Origin of the sequence: Paraburkholderia fungorum (assembly GCF_003610895.1) — a bacterium.
Classification (GTDB): domain Bacteria; phylum Pseudomonadota; class Gammaproteobacteria; order Burkholderiales; family Burkholderiaceae; genus Paraburkholderia; species Paraburkholderia fungorum_B.
Genome location: NZ_MCAS01000001.1, coordinates 388,599 through 414,971, shown reverse-complemented (window position 1 = coordinate 414,971; position 26,373 = coordinate 388,599). Strand labels below are relative to the sequence as shown.

The window sequence follows — 26,373 nt, the reverse complement described above, 5'->3', positions numbered from 1 at the left end:
GGGGGTTCTAATACTTCCTGGCCAGATTGTCTGGTGCTGCAATTCAGACATGCGTTCATGCCAGGCCGCGAGGCCGATCAATATCAATCGAGGGCTTGTGCGAATCGGCACTACGCCTGTGTAGATAATCTATGAGGAGAATCAACGATGCCGGACCAGATCAATACGCGACGTCGTCGTCTGCTTGGGACGACAGTTGCTGGTATCAGTTTGATGGAGTTGGGTTTGAGCGGACTCGCACAGGCACAGTCGAGCGGCACGCCATCCGGTACGAAAGCGGGAACCCGCGCTGCTTCTTTCGACAACATTCGCCAGGTCAACGCCGGGACACTCAGTATCGGCTATGCGGAAGCCGGCCCGCAGAATGGACCGGTAGTGATCCTGCTGCACGGCTGGCCCTACGATATCTATAGTTTTGCCGAGGTCACGCCGCTGCTGGCGGCGGCGGGCTACCGGGTCATCGTGCCGTATTTGCGGGGCTATGGCTCCACGCGGTTCCTGTCCGCGGATACGCCTCGCAACGGTCAGCAGGCGGTGGTTGCCGTCGACATCATTGCATTGATGGACGCATTGAAGATCGATCAGGCGATCTTTGGCGGCTTCGATTGGGGCGCGCGCACGGTGAATATCATTGCCGCCCTGTGGCCGCAGCGGTGCAAGGCGATGGTCTCGGTAAGCGGTTATCTGATCGGCAGCCAGGAAGCCAACCGGACGCCGCTGCCGCCGAAGGCGGAACTGGCCTGGTGGTATCAGTTCTATTTCGCCACGGAGCGCGGCTATGCGGGGTATGAAGCGAATCGCCACGACTTCAACAAGCTGATCTGGCACACCGCGTCGCCAAAATGGAATTTCGACGACGCGACGTTCGAGCGTTCGGCCGAGTCGTTCAACAATCCCGATCACGTCGCGGTGGTGATTCACAATTACCGGTGGCGCCTGGGGCTGGTCAAGGGCGAGGCGCAATACGACGAACTGGAAGCACGTCTGGCAAAGGCGCCGTCCATCTCGGTGCCCACCATCACGATGGAGGGTGATGCCAACGGCGCACCGCACCCCGATCCGGCAGCCTACGCGAAGAAGTTCACCGGCAAGTATCTGCACAGGAATATCGACGGAGGGATCGGGCATAACCTGCCGCAGGAAGCGCCCAAGGCATTCGCCGATGCCATCGTCGATGTCGCTCGTCTGTAAGCGCGAGGAAGGCGCTTTGCGGTCGCTGAGTCGGGGTCAGGGCGGTGGTGGGCGGGTCCGATGCACTCAATACTGACTGGCCCGGTTCAGCGTTCTCCCTGAATCCGCTGCACGCGCATGCGGCCCGGCGGTTCGAAGTATGTTCCGAACCGCACCAGTCCGGCTTTCTTCAGGTGGCACGTCATTTCGTAGCTCACCAGGATGCCGGGATCGGCGTTGTCGATGTACTCCACGTCGATTGACCGGATACGCGGCTCATACACCAGCAAGGTCGATTCCATCTGCTGTTTGAGCAGATGCGCCGAAGCGGGCAGTGCCTTATAGATGTTCGTCAGATCGGGTAAGCCGTAAGCAGGCAGGTGTTTGAGTGCACCTGCCCGTGTGTTGAGAATGCGGCGGATGTTCTGCTGGACGCTCAGAATTTCAAGTGTCCTGTCGTCATGCGCGTCCAGCGGTTCACCGCCGATCTGGCCCAGCAGCTTGTCGTATAGAGAAGGGCCCACTGGCATTGCATGCTCCTTCAGATGACAAAAAATGCCTGAAACCCGAACGGTTTTGGGCGACGAGAACAAGGTGCCAGCCCACGCAAGGCGACTGGCGAAAACGACCGGCACGCATTCTGATCCGGACGATCAGGTGAGCGGTGCCGGTTGTCCGAAACGCTTTACGAGCGTTCGTTCCAGCTGTCGGCGTGAATGATGTTGCCGTCCTTGTACGACCACGTAATCTTCTCGTAGCGCAGTTCGACGTCTTCGAGGTGGTTGTGTTTCTCATAGGCCGGGTTCTTGATGTCGAGCATCTTCGGCTTGACCGCGACGACCTTCACGTTATCGAGCCTGGTGTTGAAGTATTCCTTCTCCTTGCCCGCATCGTCGATCTTGTACCACTTGATCTCGATCGATTTGAGCGTCTGGCCGCTCGTGACTGCTTTGTACAAGTATCAGTTGCTGCTGGAATATTTCACGTTCCGCGAGAAGTTTCTGTTCGTCGACCTGTGCGGTCTTGATGTGGCAAAGCTGCCCGAGAACGCTTTTAGCTTCGAACTGGAAATCCTGCTCAAACAGGGCTACCCGTCTGACCAGCGCTTCACGGTGGAGAACGTGCGACTCTTCTGCACGCCGGTCATCAATCTCTTTCCACTCGACGCTGAACCGATCGACGTCAATCATCACGAGACGGAGTACCGGGTCGTCGCCGCGGGCCACCAGGGGGCCAATGTGGAAACTTACTCAGTCGACGCAATCGAATCGTTCGATCATGCCAGTGCGCAGCGTTACGAGTATGTGCCGTTCGCGACCTTCCGGCACCGCGGCGGGATGTTGCGCCATGAGGCGCCGGAACGGTACTTCCATACGCGCGTGAGGCAGGGCGTGACCGGCCTGCACGACACGTGGATTATCCTCGGCGGCCACGCATGGGAGACGATGGAGAATCTGCCGGCGGAAAACCTGTCGCTACGTGTGACGGGCACGAACGGCATGCTGCCGAGAAAGGGCCTGCGCGAAGCAAACATCAACGAGCTGGGCGAGAGCACACCGAACGTCTCGGCCGTGCGCAATCTTGCGGCGCCCACGCTGCCGCTCTATCCGCCAACCGGTGACCGCTTCCAGTGGCGGGTGCTGTCGCACCTCGCGCCGAACTTTCTGTCGATGATGGACGCGGAAGTGCTGCGCGGTGCGCTGGCGCTCTATGACTGGACCAACGACGAGCTGAACCGCCGGCGGCTCGCGGGCATCCTGCACGTGTCGGAGGAATTGCTCGAGGAGGTGTCGGGTGGGTCAGTCGAACGGGGTGTGCTGATCGAGGTCACGCTCGATAGTCACGCATTCGCCGGCGCCGGCGACGTGATGCTGTTCGGCGAACTGCTGCACCGGTTCTTCGCGCTGTATGCGGAAATCAACCTGTTCACGAAGCTTGCGATTGTGAGCCTGCCTTCGCAGCAACGCACCGAATGGCCGCGCAGCAAGGCGCTGCGCTCCCCGCTATGACGCTGAAACCACAGGCGCCGCCTGGTAACCTGGAGCCGCTGGTCGCGGCGCTGCTGGCACGTGCGCCGATGATGAACTTCATGCAGCTATGCCAGTTGCTCGAAGTGCGCGTGCCGGAACTGCCCGGCTTCGGTACGCGCGACACGCCGGAACACGAACCGGTGAGATTCCGTCCGCGCGCTCGCGTCGGTTTTCCGGCCGGTGAGATCGCCTCGGTCGAGTTTGACGAGGAGGGCTTCACGTACGGACCCGACGCACCGCCGACCGTACGCACGACGTTCATGGGCCTGTACGGCGTCGACGCGGCTATGCCGTCACACATGATCGACGACATCGTGTTGCGAACGGAAGGACACGAAGCGCTCGAAGCGTTTCTCGATCAGTTCAATCACCGGTTTGTCACGCTGCTGTACCGTGCGTGGAAAAAGTATCGCTATCCGATCGGCTTCCGTCCCGGCGGTACCGACGCGCATTCGCGCAAGCTGCTGTCGCTGGCGGGTTTCGGCTGGGGTGGCAAGCCCGCGCGCGCCGGGCTGCCCGACTCGCGGGTCCTCGCGCTGTTGGGGCTGCTGATCCAACGCACACGCACGCCTGAAGGTCTGGCGGGTGTCGTTGCGCTGGCCGTGCCCGGTGTCGATGTGCGCGTCGACGAGTTCTTTCCGGTCATCAAGCGGGCAGGTAAGCCTCAACCGCTCACATCCGCCGCGAGTGCGGGCAGTGTACCGGGCGAGTGCAGGCGTCGCGGCCTCGGCGGCGCTTACGTATTGGGCACGCGCCTCACATACCGAAGCCGGGCCGCGCGCGTGACATTGCGGCTAGCGAGCGCGGAACAGGCCCACGACCTGTTGCCTGGCGCGTGGCTGCACCGCGAACTGATGGCTTTTATCCGGCTATACGCCGGTACGAAGGCCGACGTGTTCCTGCGCATGGAAGTCTCGTCGCGCGTCGCACCCGCGCCGAGGATCGGCACGACGTGCGCGGGCCCGGCGCCACGTCTTGCCTGGACCACGGTTCTTCCTTCGGATAACGAACGTCTCATTACCATCGCGCTCGGTTCTTACGAAGCGTTTCCGGCGCCGGAGCCGAACCCATTTCTTGCGTCGCCTGACTGAATCTGGAGTGCTCATGTCTTTCCGCCCGATTACGATAACCGCCACGTTTCTTGCCGCCAGTCTGATTCTGGGCGGGTGTGGCGCATGGCAAGCGGTGTCGGACTCGTCCGCGAATGCGTATCACGCGGTTTTCTATAAACAGGTCAAGGTGCTGAACGTCGACCTCAGCGCGCGCGCCGCGCTCAATCCCGACGAAGCCATGCGCTCGACGTCAGTTGCCGTGCGCGTGTACCAACTCAAGGATCGCAATCTCTTCGACAAAGCCTCGTATGACGATCTGCTGAAAAACGACAAGACCGTCCTCGCGCAGGATCTGCGGGACAACGTCGCGACTGTAGTCAATCCTGGCGCTTCCGCAAGCGTGTCGCAACCGATGCAGCCGGATACGCAGTACGTGGGTGTTGTCGCGTTCTACCGGAACCCCGATTCGAACGGAAGCTGGCGTCGAGTGGTGCCGAAGAAGAAGCTGTCGGCGGATGCGCCACTGAAGCTCGAACTGGTCGAGCGCGATCTCGTGATGCCTGATGACAAGGCTAAGGCGAGACCGGAGTAATGACGTGCGCGCCACCTGCGAACGTGTGGCCGCGGTTCTTTACGTTGAGTCATGTCGGCGCGTCGGCAAGTGCCGGGCCTGACGTCGCAAAATTGTGATGCTGGTCAGGTCCGGCAGGTTGCTTTGTATTGCACCCATGATGTCGCTTGCGTGGTGTTTTGGGGGCACCACGCGTTGCGAGCTTAGTGCTTGGGCGGCGTCTGCGGGCTGGTGCCGCCGAGTCCACCCGTGAGGCCGCCGAGCAGGTTCGTCAACGGAGCGAGCGGAGACGAGCCGCCGCTTGCGCCACCGAGTGCACCCGTGAGTGTCCCGACCAGGTTGGTCAGGGGCGCCACCGGACTGCTTGTGGAGTTTGACGACGAACCGTGTGAGGTGCCGCCTCCCAAACCGCCAGTCAGTCCGCCGAGCAAGGTGGTCACCGGAGCGAGAAGACCGCCGCCTTGCGAGGTGCCGCCGCCCAGGCCGCCGGTCAGTCCACCGAGCAAGGTGGTGACCGGTGCGAGGGGACCGCTGCCTTGCGAGGTGCCGCCGCCCAGGTTGCCGGTCAGTCCGCCGAGCAAGGTGGTCACCGGTGCGAGGGGACCGCTGCTGCCTTGCGAGCTGCCGCTCACCGAGCCCAACGACAGGCCGCCGAGCAGTGCTGTGACAGGTGCGAGCAGACCGCCGTTGCTATGTCCGCTCGATCCGCCAGTCACGCCCTTTGAACCGCCGAGTGCGCCGTTGCCCACGCCGTTGCCGTTTCCGCTGCCGCTGTTGTTCCCCACGGTAATTGGCAAGATAGGCACGCTAATGGCGCCGACGCTGACGACCAGATTCACGATCGGGTCAAGGAGGCCACTGGTGGTCTGGTTGCCGCTGCCGTTGCCGGAGCCTCCTCCCGAGGTGCCTCCGCCATTGTGACCGCCGTTTCCAGATCCGCCGCCGTATCCGCCACCCGAGCCGCCGTGACCACCGTCTCCGGAGCCACCTGAGCCGCCCGAGCCTCCGGAACCGCCGGAACCGCCTGAGCCGCCTGAGCCGCCATGTCCGCCGTCTCCGGAACCGCCGCCGTGGCCGCCGTTTCCAGAGCCACCCGAGCCGCCATTGCCACCAGAGCCACCCGAGCCGCCTGAACCACCCGAGCCACCATTGCCGCCGTCTCCGGAGCCGCCGCCGTTCCCGCCACCCCAACCACCATGGCCGCCGTTTCCAGAACCACCCGAGCCGCCATTGCCACCAGAGCCACCGGAGCCGCCTGAACCACCCGAGCCACCATGACCACCGTCTCCGGAGCCGCCGCCGTTTCCGCCGCCACCCGAACCGCCGTGCCCACCGTCTCCAGAGCCGCCGGACCCGCCGGACCCACCGGACCCACCGGACCCACCGGACCCACCGGACCCACCAGAGCCGCCGGAGCCGCCAGAGCCACCCGAGCCACCCGAGCCACCCGAGCCACCAGCGCCACCCGAGCCGCCGGACCCACCCGAACCACCGCCGTTCCCAGAGCCGCCGCCGTTCCCGGAGCCACCACCATAACCACCCGAGCCGCCGTCTCCATACCCACCGCCGTAACCACCATAACCGCCACCACCTGCAAAGCCGCCGCCGTACCCCGAGCCCGAAACCGTCACGCCGCCCCAGGTCGTGCTGCCGCCAAAGCCAGACCCGCTACTGACACCCGAACCACTGCCGGTCCACCCAGTGGGTGTGCCGCTTCCTCCTGTCCATGAGAATCCCGATCCCGGTTGCCCGGTGGTCATCCATCCGCCGCCTTGCGTCATTGAAGTGGGCGGAGTGGACGTGACATCTCCAGCATGAGCTGACGTGGCTAGCGACCACCATACGAGTGCGCTTGCCGACGCAACGAGAGTGCGTTTGAACGGAGCCATGATTAGTCCTTTCGCGATGAAATCGCGTCCTGATTGGTCAAAGGTGTAATCAGTGCCCCCGGAAAACCGCTGATCGGTCTTGCAAAAACGGTTGCTTTAAGCCCGACAGCGCGTGTGTGTGCGTCGCCTTCGTTTAGTTTTAGAGCCGGCTACGGTAGCGCCATGCTCGGATATGGCTTGCTCGGGCATTTTGCCGCTGCAAGTTCCGAGCCAATGCGCCGGCGATCCAGCGAGTCACGATTGGCGTGTCGAAAGCACCGACATTGAGTGGCGTATCGTGGAGCGAGGCCTTGCTGAGCGAGGTAGACCCGATGGAGTGCGAAACACAATGACGGCACATCTTCGGGCGTGTTACGTCCCGGACGTTACGTGTTCCCGCCACATCGAACGTAACCTCGCCGTTACGCTATCCTTCCGCGCGGATAGTTCAGACGAAAGTATGAATCGTCATAATACGGAGTCCGATGTATCGAGCCACGTGTTGGAAACGCGTGTTTGGATTTGCTGTGAAGTCGCGGCTCTTAAACACCGCAGCAGCTTCAATGTATGCGTCGTATGCATGAAGTGATTTGTTTAATGCATTTGTAAGGACGAACGGATTAAGGTCGAATGTCGGGCGCTGCGCGCCGGATAACGCTCTGAGAACAGGTCATGGCATGGCGGCGTGCTCACCGCATGTTTGCCGTTGTTCATTCACGCGCGCATGTCTTTAAAGAACGATGAAAGGAAAAACATGAAATCCATGCTTGCAACCCTGACGATTGCGCTGCTCGCCGTATCGTCCGGCAGCGCCATCGCGAAGGATTGGTCGACCGTGCGGTTCGGCGTCGACGCGAGCTATCCGCCGTTCGAATCGAAAGCCGCTGACGGCAAGCTCATCGGCTTCGACATCGACCTGGGCAATGAGATCTGCCGCCGCCTGAACGCGCAATGCGTGTGGGTCGAGAACGCCTTCGACGGGATGATTCCCGCATTGAAGGGCCGCAAGTTCGACGGCGTGCTATCGACCATGTCAATGACGCCGGCGCGTCAGACGCAGATCGCGTTTTCGTCGAAGGTATTCCGTATTCCGACACGCCTTGTCGCGAAGAAAGGTTCGACGATCGTGCCGGCGCCGGACGCGCTAAAAGGCAAGCGAATCGGCGTCGAGCAGGGCTCGATCCAGGAAACGTATGCAAAGACTTACTGGGAGCCGGCTGGTGCGGTGATCTCGTCCTACCAGGATCAGGATCTCGTCTACTCGGACCTGATATCGGGCCGTATCGACGCATCGCTGCAGAACGCTGTGCAGGCCGAGGTCGGATTTCTGCGCACACCGCGCGGCAAGGACTTCGCGTTCGCCGGCAATGCGCTCTACGATGCAAAGACGCTGGGAACCGGCACCGCGATCGGTTTGCGCAAGGAAGATACCGACCTGAAGGCGAAGATCGACAAGGCGATCGCCGACATTCGCGCGGACGGCACCTACGACAGAATCGCGAAAAAGTATTTCGACTTCGACGTCTACGGTCAGTAAGGACGACCCGGCCGACGCACGCAATCGAGCGGTGAGTCGGGTTGTCGTCGGCAGCCGCGTGCAATGGCCGCTTGCGCGGCTCGATGCGCATCGACGTTATCGTCCCGACTTGAGTTGTGTCCACAGCCGGTTCTGAAGACGCAGGATATCGGCCGGCAACGGCAGTGACAGAACGAGCGATTTCATCTTTTCACCGCGAGGGTAGACCGCTTCGTTATCGAGGATGGCCGGCTTCACGTAAGTACGCGCCGCCGCGTTAGCGTTCGGATAGAAGACCTGATTGGTGATCGCCGCACTAACCTTGGGCTGAAGGATGTAGTTGATCCATTGCATGGCGGCTTCAGGGTGAGGCGCATCCTTAGGAACCCCCATCAGATCGAACCACAGCACACCATCGCCTTTGGGAATGACGTAGCGAATCTCATAGGCGCGGTGGGCTTCTTCCGCGCGGCGCTTCGCGATCCCGACGTCGCCTGACCACGCCAGCGCAATGCAGACGTCGTTATTAGCCAGATCATTGATATAGCCGGAAGAATTGAACTGGGTGATGTACGGGCGGATGGTTTTGAGCAGCTTGTACACAGCCTGATAGTCCGCGGGATTGGTGCTGTTGGGATCCTTATGCAGGTAGATCAACCCAACCGAGAATGCGTCCTCCGCGGAATCGAGCACGGAAACGCCGCAGCTCTTCAGCTTCGATACATATTGCGGATCGAACAGCAAATCCCAGCTGTCGTAGGGCGCGTCCTTGCCCAATATTTGCGTCACTTTCGTGACGTTGTAGCCGATGCCGTCGGTTCCCCATGACCAGGGCACAGTGTATTGATTGCCCGGATCGGCCGACGCAAGCATTTTCATGAGCGTGGGATCGAGATTGACGAGGTTTGGAATCTTGCTCTTGTCGAGCTTTCGATACACACCTGCTTCAATCTGCTTGCCGGCATAGCTGGACGATGGCACCACGATGTCGTAGCCCGATGAGCCGCTTAGCAACTTGGCCTGCAAGGTGTCGTCGCCGTCATAGACGTCGTATCGCGTGTGAATCCCGGTTTCCTTTTCGAATCCCGACACGGTGTCGTCGGCGATATTGTCCGACCAGTTGTAGACGTTCAGTTCTTCGGCGTTGGCGTGGTTGGCGGTTGCCGCCAGCATTCCCGATGCTACGAGGATTCCAGTGACGACAGTGACGAGATGGCGGGATGTCATAGTGACCTTTCGGATTGAATGAAGGAAGTCATGCAAGGGGGAAGACGCGTCAGTCAGCGAATGGGCGGTTCGTCTGATCGACGCCGCGGCGCCAGCCGACCTGTTCCAGCGCTTTCAGCAGACGGGCGGCGCCGAGCGCGGGAACATGAACGCCTTGTCCATGCATATCCTCTGCGGCAACCAGCGCGTTGAGGATGGCCTCTTCGACCGCTTCAGCCGCTGCGACGAATAACGGAGAAATGAAATCGTGACTAACGCTGCGCAGGGTGATAACGGGTTCGCTCGCCTTGCCGTAGTCCGCCGGCGGTATGCCGCGATTGCCAACCGAGAAGGCGATGAAGATGTCGCCGCTGGAATATTCGGTGCCGCCGCCCACCCGGGCTAATCCAATGCCTGCGCGTCGGGCAAGCTGCTCGCACTGATTGGGAAGAAGCGGCGCGTCGGTCGCCAGCGTCACCACGATCGACCCCATTCCGGGCACGCCCGCCTGACGTCTGTCGAATGGCGAGGGCAGATCGCGTAGCACGTCTCCGACCGGATAACCGGCGACACGCAGTGCGTCGCGACGGCCGTAGTTCGCCTGGACCAGCGCGCCGACGGTCCAGCCGCCGTCCTGCGCTGCGAGCTTGCGCGAGGCTGTTCCGATCCCCCCTTTGAATTCATGGCAGATCATGCCGGTGCCGCCGCCAACCGACCCCTCGGCGACAGGGCCGCTGCGGGCCTGCGACTGTGCCTCGTGGACATGCGTCGCGCTGACGTGCTGCCCCCAGATGTCGTTCAGCACGCCGTCGAAGGTTTCCAGCACCACCGGCATGCACCAGTATTGGCTATTGCCGACCGATGCACGTTCGGCGGCGACCAGCGCATCGCGAACCACGCCGACGCTGTGCGTGTTGGTGTAGGCAATGGGCGTGGTCAGCAGGCCGGATTCGCGTATCCATTCCAGACCGGTGGCATCGCCGTTTCCATTGAGCACGTGACAGCCGGCAAAACATGGTTCGAACCGCGCGATGCCAGGGCGCGGTTCGATGATCGTCACGCCGGTTCGGATCGAAGCTTCTGCCCGATTTTCGACCAGGGTACGATGACCGACTCGCACGCCTTGCACGTCGGTGATGCTGTTAAAGGGACCGGGCGTGCCGTGACCAACTCGAACACCGATGTCTCTGATACCCATACTGTTCTCCTGTGTTGCTCGTCGTGAGCAAGCCTGTCGGCGCGCATGCGTCGGGGTACGGAGATGGTAGGGTGGGGTGCGGCGAGTGAAAATCAGGCCGAAGGGCTAGAACGATAATGCGGCCTACCCTCTTGGGGGTAGTTGGGGGAGACCGGCATGCAGCTTGAAGTATCGGACGTCGCATTTCATCAGCGGCTTGGACGTCTGGTCGAAAAACTCGACGACAAACAGTTCTGGCATGCGCTGATCGATCTGTTGCGCAAAGTGGTTCACGTCGACAACTGGGTGGTCGTGATCTTCTGGCCCAACGCAACGCCTCAAGTAATTGCGGAAATCCAGGCGCGCACGCCGCACGACGAACTGTTCAAAGGGTATTTGAATAGCGTCTACTTACTGGACCCTTTCTATCAGTTCAGCCTGGGGCCGATCAGTCCGGGTGTGTATTGCCTCGACGAAGTGGCGCCCGATCATTTCAGGGAAACCGAATACTTTCGCCGCTATTTTTCGGTGAACGTGCTGGAAGACGAGGTGCAGTTCCTGGCGCCGCTGCCAACGGGCGGAACATTGTCCGTCTCGCTGGGTAGCGAACGCCGCTTCAGTTCGACCGAAATCGGCACCCTCTGCCTATACGGAGCATGGTTGCTTCCGTTGATGTGCCACGCGTTGTCGGCACAGACAGCGGCGCTCCCGCCGCCCGTGAACTCCCCCGCAGGACCCGACCGGCAGCTTCACTTCGAACAGGCGTTGCGCAAGCGCTCCAATACATCGCTGACGAATCGCGAGATTGAAGTCGCGCTGATGATTCTGGCGGGCCATTCGACCAAAAACATGGCTCGGCAACTCGGCGTCTCACCGGCCACCGCCAAGGTTCACCGGCGCAATCTTTACAGGAAGCTGAACATCTCATCCCAGGCGACGCTGTTTTTGCTCATCATGGATGAAGACCCGGAAGCAGGCTAAGACAAACGGGCTCCGACGCATGACGCCAGAACACGAGCGACTTCGCCGGATCCCGCCCGATACAGCCGCCAGCCGATATTCATGGATATCCGTATTAGCAGTGCTTTGAAACGCGCCCTTTTTTTTATACGCTGTTATCGATAGGCAGGCCGTTGATCAGCCCCATGCGGGCGACCGGCCGCCAGGCGCGCGCGACGGCGCGCCGATCGTTGGCGGGGGCCCTCACTCACTGAGAAGGAGCCATTCATGGAATCGTCTTCAGGCCCGCAAGCGGGCGGCAAGGCCGGCCATTCCGCGGAAACCGGTCACGGTCACGGGTCGATGCCCAAACTGGCGCTGGCCGCCATCGGCATTGTGTTCGGCGACATCGGCACCAGCCCGCTCTACACCATGAGCACCGTATTCGATTCGAGTCACGGGCTCGTGCTCAACCGCTTCAACGTGCTGGGCGTGGTGTCGCTCATCATCTGGTCGCTGATTATCGTGGTGACGCTCAAGTACGTGACGCTGATCATGCGCGCCCACAACCACGGCGAGGGCGGCATCATGGCGCTGCTGGCGCTGGCCTCCAGCTCGGTGATGGACCGGCCCCGTCTGCGCAACGGCCTGTTGCTGGCCGGTGTGTTCGGCGCGGCTCTGTTCTATGGCGACGGCGTCATCACGCCGGCCATCTCGGTGCTCAGCGCGGTGGAAGGGCTGCAAGTGGCGGAGCCGCAGCTCAAGCCCTTCGTGGTGTCGATCGCGCTGGTCGTGCTGATCGCCTTGTTCCTGATGCAGCGGCATGGCACGGCGGGCATCGGCGCGGTGTTCGGGCCGGTGATGGTGCTGTGGTTTGGCGTGATTGCGGTGGTGGGGCTGCTGAACATCGGTCGCGCGCCGGCCATTCTGGATGCTTTCAATCCGTTCATGGGCCTCGAATTTCTGCTGCGCAACGGCTGGCGCGCGTTTGTCTCGCTCGGCGCGGTGGTGCTGGCGCTGACCGGCGCCGAGGCGCTGTATGCCGACATGGGTCACTTCGGCGCGCCGCCGATCCGCCTGTCGTGGTTCGCGCTGGTGCTGCCCGCGCTGGCGCTCAACTATCTGGGCCAGGGCGCGCTGCTGCTGTCGGACGCCAAGGCCGTGGACAACCCCTTCTTTCACCTCTTCCCGACGGCGACGCTGTTCCCGATGGTGGTGCTGGCCACGGTAGCGACCGTGATCGCCTCGCAGGCGGTGATCAGCGGCGCGTTTTCGATGACCAAGCAGGCCATGCAACTCGGCTTCATGCCGCGCATGGGCATTGTCTACACCTCTGAACGCGAGGTCGGCCAGATCTACGTACCCGCCATCAACTGGCTGCTGCTGATCGCGGTGGTGGGCGCCGTGCTGGGTTTCGGGTCTTCCACGGCGCTGGGTTCGGCCTACGGTATCGCCGTAACGGGCACCATGATGATCACCACTTTCCTGACGTTCTATGTGGTGCGCTACGCGTGGCACTACAACTGGTTGCTGTGCGTGCTCGCCACGGGCTTCTTCTTCGTGATCGACCTCGCGTTCTTCTCGGCCAACCTGCTCAAGTTCGTGGATGGCGGATGGTTCCCGCTGCTGCTGGGCGCCATCATGTTCATCGTCATGTCCACCTGGTACCGCGGCCGTGGACTGATGATCGACGAGGCTCGCACCCATGCGGGTTCGCTGCCGCTGGCCACGTACCTGGAGAGTCTGTTCGCGAAGGAAACGATCCGCGTGCCTGGCACCGCCGTGTTTCTGAACATCGACGTCAACGCCGTGCCTCACGCGCTGGTCAACAACCTGGCGCACAACCATGTGCTGCACGAGCGTGCGCTATTCGTGCACGTGACCAATCAGGATGTGCCTTATGTGCCGCGCGAACAGCGCGTGACAATCACGCCGCTGGGCCATGACTGCCACACCGTTGTCGTGGCCTACGGCTTCAAGGACGAGGCGAATCTGCCGCAAGCGCTGCGCGACTGCGAGCCGAAAGGCCTGGTGGTCGATCCGGCACAGGTGTCCTATTTCCTCAGTCGTGCCACCGTGGTGGCGACCGGAGGCAAGGGCATGCCGGTTTGGCGCGAGCGCCTGTTCAGCGTGATGGCGCACAATATCGGCAACCTTGCGGCTTATTTCAAGCTGACCGCGAACCGGGTGATCGAGTTGGGCTCGCGTGTCGAGATATGAGGTGACAGTTGTTGCACTGCGTGATCAACGTCTCGCAGGACGAGAAGGACCACAAACATGAAAAGACTTTTCGTTTGTTGTGACGGCACATGGAACTCGGATAGCGATGAGTTTCAGGGGGTACCCGTTCCAACCAACGTTGTTCGCTTTTTCAACGCGTTGAGCGACCACGGGGAAGAGGGTGTCGAGCAGCTCCGGTACTATCACGTCGGCATCGGCGCTAACGAGGGGCGGGTACGCCGCGTCATAGATGGCGTGCTAGGACTTGGTCTCTCCCGGGATATTCGAACCGCGTACAAGTGGCTGTCCGACCACTACGAAGAAAGGTCTGAAATCTTCGTGATTGGCTTCTCTCGTGGCGCGTTCACGGCTCGAAGCCTGGTGGGCATGCTGCATCACTGTGGACTTCCTCACGCGGCAACCTGGGCGCTCGTCAAGGAGGCGTGGAACCTGTACCGGCTCGACCCAAAAGTACCGGAAAACCTCAGCCGGCAGGAGCGATTCCGCCTCGCGCATGGCAAACCGCCACCCATACGCTTCCTGGGTGTGTGGGAGACGGTGGGCGCGCTCGGCGTCCCCGCAATTGCGGAATTGTTCGGTCTCGGCAGACAGCGTTTCGAATTTCATGACACGCGGCTTTCGCCAGAGGTCGAACGCGCGGTACAAGCCCTTGCCATCGATGAGCAGCGCAACAACTTCTTTCCAACCTTGTGGACCGACGCGGATGGCTGCGATCCGGTGCGCGTGACGCAAGTGTGGTTCCCCGGCGTGCATGCCGACGTTGGAGGCGGCTACAAGGAGACCGGCCTTTCCGACGCCACGCTCAAATGGATGATTTCCGAGGCCGCGAAATGTGGTGCCGTGTTCCAGTCAGACATGCTGAAGCAGTTAGCCCATGCGGACCCGTTGTCGCCTGCCGCGGTACATGGCGTACTGCACAACTCGCTCACGGGCTTTTACAGGAAGATCGGCTTTCGTCCGCGGTCCTTTCCCTATCTGGCGAAGGGTTCACGCATATGTTCCGAATCGATCTCGGAGCTGGCATTGGCACGGCAGGCGAGTCCGCCCATCTTTCAGGCCCCCTATCGACCCAACATCAACCCCGCAGTGCAGGTCCAGGTGCGGGTTTTCGCCAGCCCGTTGTGGAACTGGACAGGTATTTTCATGAGGGCAGGGGTGCGTTACCGCTTCAAGGTGCCTGAAGGTCAAACGTGGCTGGATGGGGATAGCGCATCGGGCGCGGAGGGAACGCCGGGTAACTGGCTGCAACGTCTGTTTGCATGGTCCAAGCGGGTCAAGGGGGCGAACTGGTTCGAACTCTGCGGTGCGATTTCATATCCCGGGGAACCGGACGAGGCCGGCGAGCCGCCTCAACCCTTCTACTTCAGAATCGGCAAGGAAGTGGAGTTCAAGGCGCCCTATTCGGGGTACCTGTATTGCTTTGCCAACGACGCCAGCTGGGCGTACTGGAATAATCAAGGCAGTTTGCGGGTTGAGATTGCCGAATCGACCGGCATACCCGCCGGCAAGGAGGCGGCATACCCGCCTTCGGACGAAGACCTGACCGCGCCGGCAACGGCGCCGGGAGGGTATGGGTCAGGTCAGCCATCATGAGGCGTCAGGGATTTGTCAGGCGCAGATGATCGGTTTTTGTGACTGCCATCACCGAACCCGCGGCCCTGCTTGCCCACGCGGTATGAGTCAATCCGCAGTCCTTTCATTGGGAATACGCTCGAATAGAGTAACGTATTGGGTACTCTATTTTCTGGCAAGCCATATTGAGCTTTGAGGCGCTTATGTTCACGGACGCAGACACAACCACGGATGAACGGGTCGCGGAAATCGCGGATCGCATGGTCGAGGAAGGCCGGAAAGTTTCCGCAGTGACCGTTTGGCCGGAGATTCCCGGCGGGTCGATTGTTGCCATCGCGGCGGCCTTACAACGCTGGCGTGAAGCGCGACACCCCGTTGCGCCCGTTATGCCGCCCATGCAGGTGCAGGCCGGATTGCCGGAGCACATTGCCGAAACCATGATGAGCGCTGCGGACCGGCTCTGGATGGCCGCCCAGGGCGAAGCCGACAGAGCGATCAGTCAGCACCTGAGTGCCGTGAACCAGCAACTGGACGCGGTTCGTGCGGAACGGGATGAGGTTCTAACCGAGTACCAGAAGTCGGCCGAAGAAATGGCGACCGAGCGTGAGCGGCACATTGCGCTGACGAATGCACTGAGCGTCGCTGAGGGTACGTCCGCGCGGCTCAGCGCGGAACTTGCCGCCGCGACGGGCCGAGCCGAAGCCGGCGAGGCTCGGGCCGAGGACCTCGCGCAGCGTGTGTCGGCGGAACAGGCCGCGCTGGAGCACCTCAGGGCGGAACTTGACGAGGAGCGCAAGGCGCGTGGAGAGCTGGCCGCTGCCGTGTCGAACCAGAACGACGAAATCGCGCGGATGAAGCAGGAGCTCGACGAGGCTCGGCAAGAGATCGGCTTGCTGGGCTTCGACTGCCAGGCGAAGTCGGCGGAGGCGGACAAAGCGTTGCAGGAGGCGAGCACGGCGTCACAGCGCGCGGAAGCGGCTGCGGCGCAGGCGAACGAGAGTCTCGCGCGGGTCGCCGGCCTGGAAGCTGAACGGGATGAGGCGCGCAATGCGCTTGAAGCGGAGCGCCAGACCAGCGCGGCGCGTCGTGAGGAAGCCGCGATTCAGTTCGACGAATTGCAGCGCGTGAATCGGGAGCTCGAGGCGGCGCGGGAGCAGGTTGGCGCGATGACTGAGGCGAAAGCGGCGGCGGATGCTGAGCTCGCATGGGTTTCGCAGGATGCGTCTGCCACGCATGCTGAACTGGCGCGTGTCTCGCAGGAGGCATTTGCAGCGAGCGCGGAACTGGCCCGGGTTGCACAAGACATCTCTGCGGCAAAGGCGCAGGCAGAGACCGCGGAGCAGCATGCGGCGACCTTGCAGCAACGCCTCACAGAAGTCGAGCAGGCGAAGTCGGCGGAAGCGGATCGGTGGGCCCAGGAGTCGAGCGCGGCGGCGTCGCGGGCAGAAGCGGCTGCCACGCAGGTGAGCGAAGGCCTCGCGCGGGCCGCCGCGTTGCAGGCTGAACTGGATGAGGCGCGCACCGCGCTGGCAACAGAGCGTCAGACGAGCGCGACACGGAGCGAGGAAGCGTCGGCTCAACTTGGCGAACTGCAGCGTGTGAGTCGGGAGCTTGAGGCGGCGCGGGAGCAGGTTAGCGCGATGACTGACGCGAAAGCGGCGGCGGATGCTGAGATAGCGCGGGTTTCGCAGGATTCGTCGGCCACCCATGCCGAACTGGCGCGGGTTTCGCAGGATGCTGCTGCCACCCATACTGAACTGGCGCGTGTCTCGCAGGAGGCCTCTGCAGCGAGCGCGGAACTGTCCCGGGTTGCACAAGACGCCTCTGCGGCAAAGGCGCAGGCAGAGGCCGCGGAGCAGCATGCGGCGACCTTGCAGCAACGCCTCGCAGAGGTCGAGCAGGCGAAGCTGGCCGAAGCGGAACGATGGTCGCAGGAGGCCGGCGCGGCATCATCGCGCGCAGAAGCGGCTGCGACGCAGGCGAATGAAAGTTTGGCGCGGGTTGCCGCGATCGAGGCTGAACTGAGTGAGGCGCGCAGCGCGCTCGCAGCGGAGCGTCAGGCAAGCGCCGAACGGGGCGACGAGGCATCGGCTCAGCGCGACGAACTGCAAGGCCTTGCCCGTCAACTCGAGGAGGCGAAGGAACAGCTCGGCGCAATGACGGCGGCGAAAGCGGCGGCTGTCGCTGAAGTGGCCCAGGTTTCGCAGAATGCGTCTGCTGTAAAGGAGCGGGCAGAGGCCGCCGAGCAGCACGCGTCGATGTTGGCGCAGCGTCTCGCAGAAGTCGAGAAGGCTCGCGCGGAAGAAGCGCGGCGCAGTCATCAGCTTGCCAATCAGGCAGCCGAATCTGCTTCGACGGAAGAGATCGCCGAGTTGCAACGCCAGATCGCGGCGCAGGCCAAAGCGCATGAGAAGGCTTTTAACGAACTTCGCGCAATTGCTGAACAGTGGGTGGAGCACGCGAAAGATCTCAAGGACCGGCTCGGCTCGGCGAACGAGAAACTCCTGTTCATCGACTCGCGCAGCACAGGGGAAGTGGCGCTCATTCGCAAGCTCTCGGCTGAACTCGAGCGCTTCAAGCCGGATAGCGAATTGATATCGCGGGATGCGCAGCAGAAACTTATCGGCGCGACGATGGCCGAGCGGCTTTCGCAGAAGGGCTATCGGTATGATCCGGCGACGGCGGTGATGTCGAAAGTCGAGCGTTGATTTGCAGATGCCTGGGTAGTTGACGTATCCCGCTCATTTACAACGGAGAAGACGGTCATGCGTGAAAGTACGTTGCTAATTTTTGCCGCTGTGGCTTTTGTCGGTATCGTCACGCCCGGACCGACGGTTCTGCTCGCGCTGACCAATGGCTCCCGCTATGGTCTTCGCCGCGCCGCGTATGGGTTCGCTGGAGCGGTCGCATCCGACTTCGTGTTGATTTTCGCGGTGGCGCTTGGTCTTGGTGCACTGCTGGCAGCGTCGGCGTTCTGGTTTGCCGTGGTCAAATGGGTGGGTGTGGTCTACCTCGCTTACATTGGCGTCCGGCTCCTGATGTCGAAGGGTTCGTTGAACATCGCCAGCGTGCAGGGAGAAGTGAGCCGCGACAGCAACTCCGCGATTTTCCTCAAGAGCTTCCTGACTGCGGTCACGAACCCGAAGGGATACCTGTTCTTCACCGCATTTCTGCCCCAGTTCATAGCACCCTCCGCACCGCTTGCGCCGCAGTATGTGGCACTCGCCATAACGTTCGCGACGCTGGATTGCGCGATCATGTTCGGCTATTCGCTGCTCGGCTCGCGGCTAATCCGCTTGCTGAAGGAGGCGGGAGCGCTATGGCTCGAACGGTCTTGCGGCGCTGTGTTGCTTGGACTCGCGGCGTCTCTGGCTTTGTATCGACGTCACACTGTTTAGCGGCTTCTTCTCGGAAGCGTGCTGAACGGATCGACGTGATTCAGGAATAACTTCTTTGGGGATGACGTTTCGTGACTGAAAGCGCTTCGATCGTGCAACTGCGCGCTGAGCGCCAATCAAGCGACCAACGCAATACTGCCAATCTGGAGAGATCTCCATCCAGCGGGGGGCGGGTTGTTGCCGCGTTCGACTTCGACGGCACCATCACCGTATCGGACAGCCTGCGTGATTTCGTTCACTATACGGTTGGCAGTCCACGCCTGGTTTATGGTGCGATTTGCTCGGCACCATGGATGGCTGGCATGCTGATCGGCATGTCCGACCGTGGCGTCGCGAAAGCGCGTTTTCTTGCCGCGACGATCGGTGCCATGCCTCGGCCAAAACTCGAGGACGCCGCGCGGCAATACGTGGAGCATAGATTGCCGGCCCTTATCCGACCTGAGATGGTCGAGAGAATCCAGGCGCATAAGCGACGTGGTCACCAACTCGTGCTGGTGAGCGCGTCTCCTGCGCTTTATCTAAGAGCCTGGGCCAAGGGAGTGGGATTCGACGCAGTGCTCGCAACCGAGCTTGAGTTTCGTGACGACCGCTTTTCCGGCCGCTTCGCCTCGCCGAACTGTTGGGGACCCGAGAAAGTGCGGAGATTGCAACAATGGTTCAGTAACGAGCGGCCGCGTGTGCTCTATGTGTATGGCGATAGCCGAGGCGACAGAGAAATGCTCGCGCTTGCTGATCATGCCTGGCTGCGCGGCCAGGGCGAAATGCATTCCATCGACGAATAGCGGGAAATGAAGGCGCGTTAGTGCCTCCGTCGTATTGCTCTTTGCATGAGGCGGTACGTGACGAATGGCCCTTCGACAGACCGACGCGACTCGCATCGCCTTTTTCGGTCAGATTTCCCTTCCCGAATCGCAATGTTTGCATCAACTGCATTCATACACGCGTGCTACATCCTATAGTTGTTTAGCGAGAAACTGAAAGCGAGTAAAGCCGCTGCCCTGCCATTCCGGCATGGCAGCGCCGCGCGGCTTTATCGGACGGTTGACGCTCGTTGGTGAATCGACGCGCCTGCCGGGCAGATGCCAGTCACCTGTCGATCCGCTTTCAGGTAGGCATTGCGGCACGATCGAAACGGGAAAATCAATGACTATCTCCCGCTTGTGCTTACACACGGAGTCTGCGTTCGCAGTCTGCGTACATGTCCTCGCACTGACCATCGGACTCACGCTTTCCGGGTGTGGCGGCAGCTCGTTGTCCGCCGAACCGGCTTATGTCACGGCAGCCCGTCCGCAGATCAACCAACTGCTCGCGGACACGTTGACGGCCGGCGCCGTCGTGTACGTGCAATCGCCGAGCGGCAACTGGCTCGAATCGTTCGGCACCGCCGTGCGAGGCACCAACACGCCGATTCCGACAGACGCGCACTTTCGCGTCGGCAGTGTGACCAAAACCTGGACAGGTACCGTGATTCTGCAACTGGTGCAGGAGGGGAAGCTGAGCCTGAGTGACCCTGTCAGCAAGTTCGTCGCGAATGTGCCCAACGGCGGCGTGATCACGATCGGGCAACTCCTGTCGATGCAAAGCGGACTCTACAATTACTCGAGAGATCTCACCTTCAATCAGACGCTCGATGCGCAACCGAACAAAGTGTGGACCACTGACGAATTGCTCGGCATCTCGTTTAGCCAGCCAGAGGATTTTGCGCCCGGCACGGCTTTTGGCTACTCGAACACAAATACCGTGCTGCTCGGGCTCATCATCGAGCAAATCACGGGAATGAGCGCCGCCGACGCAATGGAAGCGCGTCTCTTCGCGCCGCTCGGTCTAACTGAGACCTTTATGCCGCCGCAGAACGATACGTCGCTGCCGGCGCCGGCGCCGCATGGCTATCAGTGGGGCACGAATGCAGAGACGGCCACAAGCTCGGTGCTGTCCCCCGAACGCCAGGCGGCCGCGAAGAACGGCACGCTGCAGCCAACCGATGTGACCGGCGTGAACACGTCGTGGGCCTGGACGGCCGGCTCCGGTATATCGACCGTGGAAGAGCTGGCCGCCTACGTCCAGCGGATGGTCGGAGGCGGCTATCTGAACGCCGATATGCAGGCGATGCGGCTGGCCAGTTGCACGCCGATCGTGCCGTCGAATCCGAACTCTGCGAGTTACTGCCTCGGTCTCGCCAGGTTCGGCACGTTCTATGGCCACACCGGCGAGATTCCCGGCTTCAACACCTTCATGGGATACGACCCGGCGACGCAAACGACCATCGTCACATGGACCACGAGCGCCGAATCGCCCGATGGACGCGCGCCCGCCAATTCGATCGCGCAAATTCTGATTGGCGAGCTCAGCAAGGCTGCAGAGGTGCCGGACGAGGGTAGACCTTGATCTGATCTGTTCGAATCGCACAAGATAGATCGAACCTGGAGACCTGCGATGAACGCGACAATCAACCTGCAGTGCAAACGCTGGGCCGTGATTGCGACTGCAGTTCTGCTGGTGTCGTGCGACGGCTCGGTCAATTCGAGTACGGCGGTCCCTGCTTCGATCATGCAGGTGATGCAAAAGCCTGCGTATAGCAATGCGAGCTGGTCGATGCAGGTGGTCGACTTCGATTCCGGGCGCGTGATCTACGATCTCAACTCCAGCGCACAGATGTTCATAGCCTCGGTGCGCAAGGTCTTTTCGACCGGTAACGCGCTCAATGCACTCGGCGCACAGCACCAGTTCGTCACGCCGGTTTACCGGCAGGGCACGGTCGATGCGAGCGGCACGCTCAACGGCAATCTGATCCTGGTTGCGAGCGGCGATCTGACGATGGGCGGCCGGGCCAATCCTGACGGCACGATCGCACTCACCACTTTCGATCACAACGAAGCCAATTCGTTGGGTAATGCGGTGCTGTCCACCCCCGACCCGCTTGCCGGGTACGACTCGCTTGCGGCACAGGTCGCCGCTGCGGGCATCAAGACGGTCAACGGCGATGTCGTGATCGACGACCGTCTTTTTGAACCGTTCGATTTCCGCGAGGAGTTCGATGTGCGGCCGATCTTCGTCAACGACGATCTGATCGACGTCACGCTCAATCAGAGCGCGGAAGGCTCGGCCGTTCCATTCGACTGGCGTCCGAAGTCCACGGCGTTCGCCGTGCAATCGACCCTGACGACGGGTGGTGCGACATCGGCGCTGGACATCGAGCTCACGCCGGAGCTTCCGCCGTGCATCGGGTCGCCGAATTGTGTGGGCAATGTGAGCGGCAACGTACCGGCGGGCCTGGTGCCCGCTCTGACCGATGCGTATCCGTTGATCCGCACGTTCCGCGTGACCGAGCCGTCCAACTATGCGCGCACGGTGTTCATCGAGGCGCTGGCCCGCGCCGGCGTGACGGTGACCGCGGCGCCTGTCGAGGTCAACCCGGTGCAGTTGCTGCCCGCGCAAGGTTCGTATTCGAGCGCGCAGCAGGTGGCGCAACTCACGTCCGCGCCATTCGCACAGGATGTCCGGTATGTGAATAAAGTCAGCTATAACATCGGCGCCGACGTGACCCTGATGCTGTTCGGGCTCGCGAAGAATGGCTCGACGACGATGGCCGCCTCGCTCGCAACGGAACAGAGCGAGTTGTCGTCGACGTTCAACATTTCGCCGAGCCAGTATCACTTCATCGACGGAAGCGGCGGTGGCGACACGACCGCAAATGGCGTGGCCGTCATTGCGATGCTACGCGGCATGCGCTCGGAGCCGGATTTTGCGACGTATTTCGATTCGATGCCCGCGCTGGGCGTCGATGGATCGCTCACGACGATCACGAACTTCGAAGCCGACGCGACGCTGGCGGGTGCGAAAGGCCAGGTGCATGCGAAAACGGGCACCTACGTCGGCGTGTACCCGTCCGCGCCCAAAACGCCGATTCTGAAAGGGCAGGCGCTCGCCGGTTACATCGACGCGCAGAGCGGCCGGCGGATCGTGTTCTTTCTGACCGTGAACAATGTCCCGATCACGGGCATTCCGGACGTGCTGAGCGCTTTCCAGGACGAAGGCACGATCGCGGCGATACTCTGGAAGCTGCAGTAGCTTTGCCGCGCAGCATTTCGAATAGACGATGCGGAGTATGCAAGCAGTCAACTGCCACCGCTCGTACGGTTTGGCTGCGGCGATCGTCTGCGGAAACAAATTATTCGGATATCTGACGAAGTCAGCAATAGCAAAGATTCGCGGATTCGTCGTGACGCTGGTGCTCGTCGGCTCGGTGGCGCACGCGCAGTCCACCGATTTCTGGGGAACACGTCTTCCCAATCAACCGCCTTGTGACGCTATCGTCCTCCTTCTATCTGGATTCACCATTTGCGCACGTGCTGTCGCGCGCCGCGACATTTCTTAGCATGTTGTCCTCGCCGTTTCGAGCCGCGAATAATTTCGCTCGCGGATCCTGTTCGATGATTCTGAGGAGTGACAGTTGGCTCTTCCGGTTATCGTCTGTTGCGTTTCGTCGAACTGCTGCCGCAAGGTAGCCCAGCGACACGGAGCGCCCAGAAGAATCATATTTGAAATAGTTTATTAGCCCCATTCCGGCATAGGCATTTGCATCTGTTCCATCCAGGTGAATTGCGTTGGAAAGTTCGCGCTCGGACTGAAGATACACGTTCTTTCTTTTCTCGCTATCGCATACTACAAAGCCCGTCTCATAGAGGTAGTTGCCCAACGCATAGTGCGCGTAGGCTGATTCTGGTTTGAGATCCACGGCCTTTTGATAAATGCTTTTTATCTCTTCCAGATCGCAGGTTGCCGAACCGTTCATGCATTCATTGAATTCGATACCGGCGAGGTTGTCCATTGAGGTCGAGGTATTTGCAATGCGGTAGTATTTTTTGGCCGCAACGGTGTCCCAGTGCTTCTCAGCAAGATAGCCTTTCAGATTCCAGGCGGCCTGGATTTTGTGGCTATCCGGCGGATACGTAGACAGGATCTCGTCCACGCGATCCTCGGCTTCGTCATAGCGCCCATCTACGATGAAAGCCGTCGTAGCCAGATACAGGTCGATCTTCTCCATGATGTCCATGGAAATTTGCCGCATCGCATGATCGAGCCCGCGGTTTATATCGTTTGCATAGATGGTCTGTGTCCGCAACGCCCTTCCATTCATTCTGAAGGCAACGGTGAACGACTTGTCGGTTAAGTCGTTGGAAATGATTTCTCCATTGATTGAATGGTGCCAGCTGTCGGGAAGGTAAGAATTTATCCATGCTACGAACTTCTGGGTCGACATGCCCGTGGTGGGAATCGTAATGTCGGGTGGTTCTCTGGGTGGACCCTGAAGTTGTTGTGAAGCATCGGCAACGATTTTCTGCAGGTTGTCGCTTAATCGTTCAGAAACAGCGGTCGAAGAAAGGCCACGTTCCAGAAGCGTTTTCGGCACATCTATCGTAGTGATGGTGAATCCATCCGGCTGGTAAACGCCCTCGTAGATTGAAACTACGACCCCTATACCCAGGAGAAGGCCGAGGACGAGCGTTATCCACGGCAGGACTTTCCGTTTTGCGATTTGTGGAATGGAGCGTGACCGCCGTTTTTTCGCCGGGCGACGACGAAACACGGTCCTGCCGTCGCTGGAGAACGGATCCTGGGTAGGGACTGGCATTCTGGTCTCCGGAGAGCTTTCGTTCTTCGATGGAAAGTTATTGCTCTTACGGCAGCTTCTTTAAAGTAGGCGAAGGTCTAGCGCGTGTCAAATACGCACGCGAGCCCCGGATAACAGATAGTGCTTGAACAGACTCTTCAAGTCGCCTATATCCATAGGCAGTACGTACAGAATGACGATAACAGGACGTCGAACAGGGAGCGCTTAAGAACTTGATCTCCTTAATCGCCGAGGAGCACCACGGCGGTAAACGTGCCGTGATTCTCGAAAAATACCGTTTCGGTAATCCATCGCGGTCCACATCGTGATGGCCGGTCTCGCTACATTGACTGTGGATGGTGGCACTGGGGGGCGGAATGAGACAGGTCGTGGCGAATAAACGCTATCCGGTGTTGGGCACTTTTGTTTTGCTTGCCGCATGCGCCGGGTTTGCCACCTGCCAGATCGTTCGCTATCGAGTCGTTCCAGCGCGTTACGCCGCGACGTAGCCGACCTCGTTGCAGCATCTGTTGAAAACAGTGAGGACATAATGAACAAGATTATCCAGCTGTTTTGTCGAATCACCGGCCTCAAAATCCGTTTGAAAAACCCGGCCGTCGCATGTGCAATCGCGTTACCGTTCGTACTGCTTTCGGCGTGCTCAACCCCCGCCGTATATCTGCCTGGCGATCCATTCGGCAATCCAACGGGCACCGTAAAGCCACTAAGTATGTATGTCGGGAAAGACGTAACGAACATCAAACTGATCTTCGTCCACGGAGTGGGTGACTTCTGCCCAGGATACGCACTCAGCGGCGACAGTAAGAACGAAGGCTGGCTCGGTAATGGCATGGCGCGCAAGATTGGTCTCGACCCGGGAACAGGTGAGCCTGTCACGCAGCCCTGGATATACAGCAACGAATTTCTGACGCCTCCGAAGGGGACGCCACATCCATACGACGACCAATCCTTCGTTGCGCTCAGAACGCAGCACTTCACGTATACGCCTGCAAACATACCCCTCGAAGCCATCGAGGTGACGTGGTCGCCGCTGACGCAGTGGGTCAAGAATGACCGGCTCCGGGAAGATTTCACCGAGCCTGGGATTTTTTCGTGCTTGAACATCGATGGTGGCGACCCGGCGCAGCCGCCCTCACGAGTGCTACTGAATCGCGTCATAAAGGAAAACATTCTGGATCGGAAACTGGCGGACGCTGCCATCTACATGGGCCAGTACCACACCGTCATGCAACTGGGCATGGCGGATGCGCTGTGTCATGCATTAACAGGGCAAGAGGTCGCGCCGCTCAATCCGGCGGCCCCCAATCCCGTATGCGATTGGAGGACGGCGCACGTAGATCCGGGAACGCTGTATGTCTTCGTGACGCATAGCCTCGGCAGCAGGCTGCTTTATGACACGCTGCTAGGTCTGCTGGGAAAGAACGCGCCGGGTGTGGATCAATCGGCGCTCACGCTGGAATTCCCCGGCGCCAAGGATTACGTGCATGGCATTTTGGGGAATACACCCGTCATCTACATGATGGCCAACCAGCTCACATTCCTCGGAATGGCCAATATCACGGCGCAGGATACGTCGAAGACTGCGACTCGCAAGCCGGCGGTGGTCGGTGTGGGGATGCAGCCGGCCGCGGCTGCGGCTGCGGATCAGGGGCCGTGCACGGACGTCATCTGCCTTCTTGCTTTAGCGAAGGCCGAGTCCGCGCCGCATACTACGTTGAAAGAGAACCCGGATACGAGTCGCAAACTCGACGTTGTGGCGTTCAGTGATACGAATGACCTGCTGTCATGGTCGATTCCCCCGGAGTATGAACGCGACCCGTTGCAATTCGTGAACGTCTATGTGCGAAACGCGACTCGCTTTCTTATCGTCGAAAACCCGGTGTCGGCGCACGGGGGCTACTTTACGAGCAAAGCGGTATGGGACGTTATCCGGTGCGGCGCACACGGCCCCACCGTTAACACCTGCAACTAGCAGTCAGATTCGTTGTACTGGTTAAGGCG

General features: G+C 60.7%; 18 protein-coding genes and 2 pseudogenes. 14 read left to right on the top strand and 6 right to left on the bottom strand.

What is annotated here, in order from left to right:
* Positions 1-147: 147 nt before the first annotated feature.
* Complete coding sequence (locus BCY88_RS01725; protein WP_120342533.1) at positions 148-1,191, top strand: alpha/beta fold hydrolase; 1,044 nt, start codon at positions 148-150, stop codon at positions 1,189-1,191.
* A gap of 86 nt (positions 1,192-1,277) precedes the next feature.
* Here BCY88_RS01725 and tssE read toward each other — a convergent pair whose 3' ends face one another.
* On the bottom strand, positions 1,278-1,700 hold the full coding sequence (gene tssE, locus BCY88_RS01720; protein ID WP_120342532.1) for a type VI secretion system baseplate subunit TssE: 423 nt from the start codon (positions 1,698-1,700) through the stop codon (positions 1,278-1,280).
* A 155-nt stretch (positions 1,701-1,855) separates the two neighbouring features.
* A pseudogene (tssD, locus tag BCY88_RS01715) lies at positions 1,856-2,131 on the bottom strand (type VI secretion system tube protein TssD); the annotation flags it as partial.
* On the opposite strand from tssD, the pseudogene tssF reads away from it, so the two are divergent.
* The 3 genes and pseudogenes from tssF to tssJ all read left to right on the top strand — a co-directional run.
* Positions 2,127-3,179, top strand: a pseudogene (tssF, locus tag BCY88_RS01710) (type VI secretion system baseplate subunit TssF); the annotation flags it as partial. The pseudogenes tssD and tssF sit on opposite strands and share 5 nt — an antisense overlap.
* Complete coding sequence (tssG, locus tag BCY88_RS01705) at positions 3,176-4,291, top strand: type VI secretion system baseplate subunit TssG (protein ID WP_404935662.1); 1,116 nt, start codon at positions 3,176-3,178, stop codon at positions 4,289-4,291. The pseudogene tssF and the gene tssG, both read left to right, overlap by 4 nt.
* A 13-nt stretch (positions 4,292-4,304) precedes the next feature.
* Entirely contained in the window at positions 4,305-4,844 is a 540-nt protein-coding gene (tssJ, locus tag BCY88_RS01700; RefSeq protein ID WP_120342530.1) for a type VI secretion system lipoprotein TssJ, read from the top strand.
* A 182-nt stretch (positions 4,845-5,026) separates the two neighbouring features.
* Here the strand turns inward: tssJ and BCY88_RS40670 are convergent, their stop codons facing one another.
* Positions 5,027-6,712: a hypothetical protein gene (locus tag BCY88_RS40670; protein ID WP_183081241.1), complete on the bottom strand. Its 1,686-nt coding sequence runs from the start codon at positions 6,710-6,712 to the stop codon at positions 5,027-5,029.
* Positions 6,713-7,445: 733 nt separating this feature from the next.
* Between BCY88_RS40670 and BCY88_RS01675 the strand changes: the two genes are divergently transcribed.
* Positions 7,446-8,228: an ABC transporter substrate-binding protein gene (locus BCY88_RS01675; protein WP_120342527.1), complete on the top strand. Its 783-nt coding sequence runs from the start codon at positions 7,446-7,448 to the stop codon at positions 8,226-8,228.
* A gap of 96 nt (positions 8,229-8,324) precedes the next feature.
* Here BCY88_RS01675 and BCY88_RS01670 read toward each other — a convergent pair whose 3' ends face one another.
* Positions 8,325-9,434: a polyamine ABC transporter substrate-binding protein gene (locus tag BCY88_RS01670; RefSeq protein WP_120342526.1), complete on the bottom strand. Its 1,110-nt coding sequence runs from the start codon at positions 9,432-9,434 to the stop codon at positions 8,325-8,327.
* Positions 9,435-9,483: 49 nt separating this feature from the next.
* Positions 9,484-10,611: a DmpA family aminopeptidase gene (locus BCY88_RS01665; RefSeq protein WP_120342525.1), complete on the bottom strand. Its 1,128-nt coding sequence runs from the start codon at positions 10,609-10,611 to the stop codon at positions 9,484-9,486.
* A gap of 156 nt (positions 10,612-10,767) precedes the next feature.
* Here BCY88_RS01665 and BCY88_RS01660 point away from each other — a divergent pair, with 156 nt between their 5' ends.
* The 8 genes from BCY88_RS01660 to BCY88_RS01625 all read left to right on the top strand — a co-directional run bounded on the left by BCY88_RS01660 (position 10,768) and on the right by BCY88_RS01625 (position 22,808).
* Complete coding sequence (locus tag BCY88_RS01660; protein WP_120342524.1) at positions 10,768-11,571, top strand: helix-turn-helix transcriptional regulator; 804 nt, start codon at positions 10,768-10,770, stop codon at positions 11,569-11,571.
* 321 nt (positions 11,572-11,892) lie between these two features.
* Complete coding sequence (locus tag BCY88_RS01655) at positions 11,893-13,749, top strand: potassium transporter Kup (protein ID WP_120342769.1); 1,857 nt, start codon at positions 11,893-11,895, stop codon at positions 13,747-13,749.
* 57 nt (positions 13,750-13,806) lie between these two features.
* The gene (locus tag BCY88_RS01650) at positions 13,807-15,363 is read left to right on the top strand and encodes a DUF2235 domain-containing protein (protein ID WP_120342523.1); all 1,557 of its coding nucleotides are present in this window, start codon (positions 13,807-13,809) and stop codon (positions 15,361-15,363) included.
* A 182-nt stretch (positions 15,364-15,545) separates the two neighbouring features.
* A complete protein-coding gene (locus tag BCY88_RS01645) occupies positions 15,546-18,050 on the top strand; it encodes a DNA-binding protein (protein WP_120342522.1) in 2,505 nt (834 codons plus the stop codon).
* A gap of 57 nt (positions 18,051-18,107) precedes the next feature.
* A complete protein-coding gene (locus tag BCY88_RS01640) occupies positions 18,108-18,740 on the top strand; it encodes a LysE family translocator (RefSeq protein WP_120342521.1) in 633 nt (210 codons plus the stop codon).
* A gap of 143 nt (positions 18,741-18,883) precedes the next feature.
* Positions 18,884-19,522 carry an HAD family hydrolase gene (locus tag BCY88_RS01635; protein ID WP_120342768.1) on the top strand — a complete coding sequence of 213 codons (639 nt, stop codon included), beginning with the start codon at positions 18,884-18,886 and terminating at the stop codon, positions 19,520-19,522.
* 361 nt (positions 19,523-19,883) lie between these two features.
* Positions 19,884-21,125, top strand: a complete 1,242-nt coding sequence (locus tag BCY88_RS01630) for a serine hydrolase domain-containing protein (RefSeq protein WP_120342767.1) — start codon at positions 19,884-19,886, stop codon at positions 21,123-21,125.
* A gap of 48 nt (positions 21,126-21,173) precedes the next feature.
* Complete coding sequence (locus tag BCY88_RS01625) at positions 21,174-22,808, top strand: D-alanyl-D-alanine carboxypeptidase/D-alanyl-D-alanine-endopeptidase (RefSeq protein WP_120342520.1); 1,635 nt, start codon at positions 21,174-21,176, stop codon at positions 22,806-22,808.
* Between the two features lie 253 nt (positions 22,809-23,061).
* Here the strand turns inward: BCY88_RS01625 and BCY88_RS01615 are convergent, their stop codons facing one another.
* The gene (locus BCY88_RS01615; RefSeq protein ID WP_120342519.1) at positions 23,062-24,372 is read right to left on the bottom strand and encodes a tetratricopeptide repeat protein; all 1,311 of its coding nucleotides are present in this window, start codon (positions 24,370-24,372) and stop codon (positions 23,062-23,064) included.
* A gap of 529 nt (positions 24,373-24,901) precedes the next feature.
* Between BCY88_RS01615 and BCY88_RS01610 the strand changes: the two genes are divergently transcribed.
* On the top strand, positions 24,902-26,344 hold the full coding sequence (locus tag BCY88_RS01610; RefSeq protein WP_120342518.1) for a hypothetical protein: 1,443 nt from the start codon (positions 24,902-24,904) through the stop codon (positions 26,342-26,344).
* Positions 26,345-26,373: the final 29 nt, after the last annotated feature.

What these genes read in the sequence shown, in the direction of transcription:
- BCY88_RS01610 (WP_120342518.1), top strand. Translation starts at nt 24,902, where the DNA reads ATGAACAAGATTATCCAGCTGTTTTGTCGAATCACCGGCCTCAAAATC.
- BCY88_RS01630 (WP_120342767.1), top strand. Translation starts at nt 19,884, where the DNA reads ATGACTATCTCCCGCTTGTGCTTACACACGGAGTCTGCGTTCGCAGTC.
- BCY88_RS01665 (WP_120342525.1), bottom strand. Translation starts at nt 10,611, where the DNA reads ATGGGTATCAGAGACATCGGTGTTCGAGTTGGTCACGGCACGCCCGGT.
- tssE (WP_120342532.1), bottom strand. Translation starts at nt 1,700, where the DNA reads ATGCCAGTGGGCCCTTCTCTATACGACAAGCTGCTGGGCCAGATCGGC.
- BCY88_RS01640 (WP_120342521.1), top strand. Translation starts at nt 18,108, where the DNA reads ATGCGTGAAAGTACGTTGCTAATTTTTGCCGCTGTGGCTTTTGTCGGT.
- BCY88_RS01655 (WP_120342769.1), top strand. Translation starts at nt 11,893, where the DNA reads ATGCCCAAACTGGCGCTGGCCGCCATCGGCATTGTGTTCGGCGACATC.
- BCY88_RS01650 (WP_120342523.1), top strand. Translation starts at nt 13,807, where the DNA reads ATGAAAAGACTTTTCGTTTGTTGTGACGGCACATGGAACTCGGATAGC.
- BCY88_RS01625 (WP_120342520.1), top strand. Translation starts at nt 21,174, where the DNA reads ATGAACGCGACAATCAACCTGCAGTGCAAACGCTGGGCCGTGATTGCG.
- BCY88_RS01615 (WP_120342519.1), bottom strand. Translation starts at nt 24,372, where the DNA reads ATGCCAGTCCCTACCCAGGATCCGTTCTCCAGCGACGGCAGGACCGTG.
- BCY88_RS01645 (WP_120342522.1), top strand. Translation starts at nt 15,546, where the DNA reads ATGTTCACGGACGCAGACACAACCACGGATGAACGGGTCGCGGAAATC.
- BCY88_RS01725 (WP_120342533.1), top strand. Translation starts at nt 148, where the DNA reads ATGCCGGACCAGATCAATACGCGACGTCGTCGTCTGCTTGGGACGACA.
- tssG (WP_404935662.1), top strand. Translation starts at nt 3,176, where the DNA reads ATGACGCTGAAACCACAGGCGCCGCCTGGTAACCTGGAGCCGCTGGTC.
- tssJ (WP_120342530.1), top strand. Translation starts at nt 4,305, where the DNA reads ATGTCTTTCCGCCCGATTACGATAACCGCCACGTTTCTTGCCGCCAGT.
- BCY88_RS01660 (WP_120342524.1), top strand. Translation starts at nt 10,768, where the DNA reads ATGCAGCTTGAAGTATCGGACGTCGCATTTCATCAGCGGCTTGGACGT.
- BCY88_RS40670 (WP_183081241.1), bottom strand. Translation starts at nt 6,712, where the DNA reads ATGGCTCCGTTCAAACGCACTCTCGTTGCGTCGGCAAGCGCACTCGTA.
- BCY88_RS01670 (WP_120342526.1), bottom strand. Translation starts at nt 9,434, where the DNA reads ATGACATCCCGCCATCTCGTCACTGTCGTCACTGGAATCCTCGTAGCA.
- BCY88_RS01675 (WP_120342527.1), top strand. Translation starts at nt 7,446, where the DNA reads ATGAAATCCATGCTTGCAACCCTGACGATTGCGCTGCTCGCCGTATCG.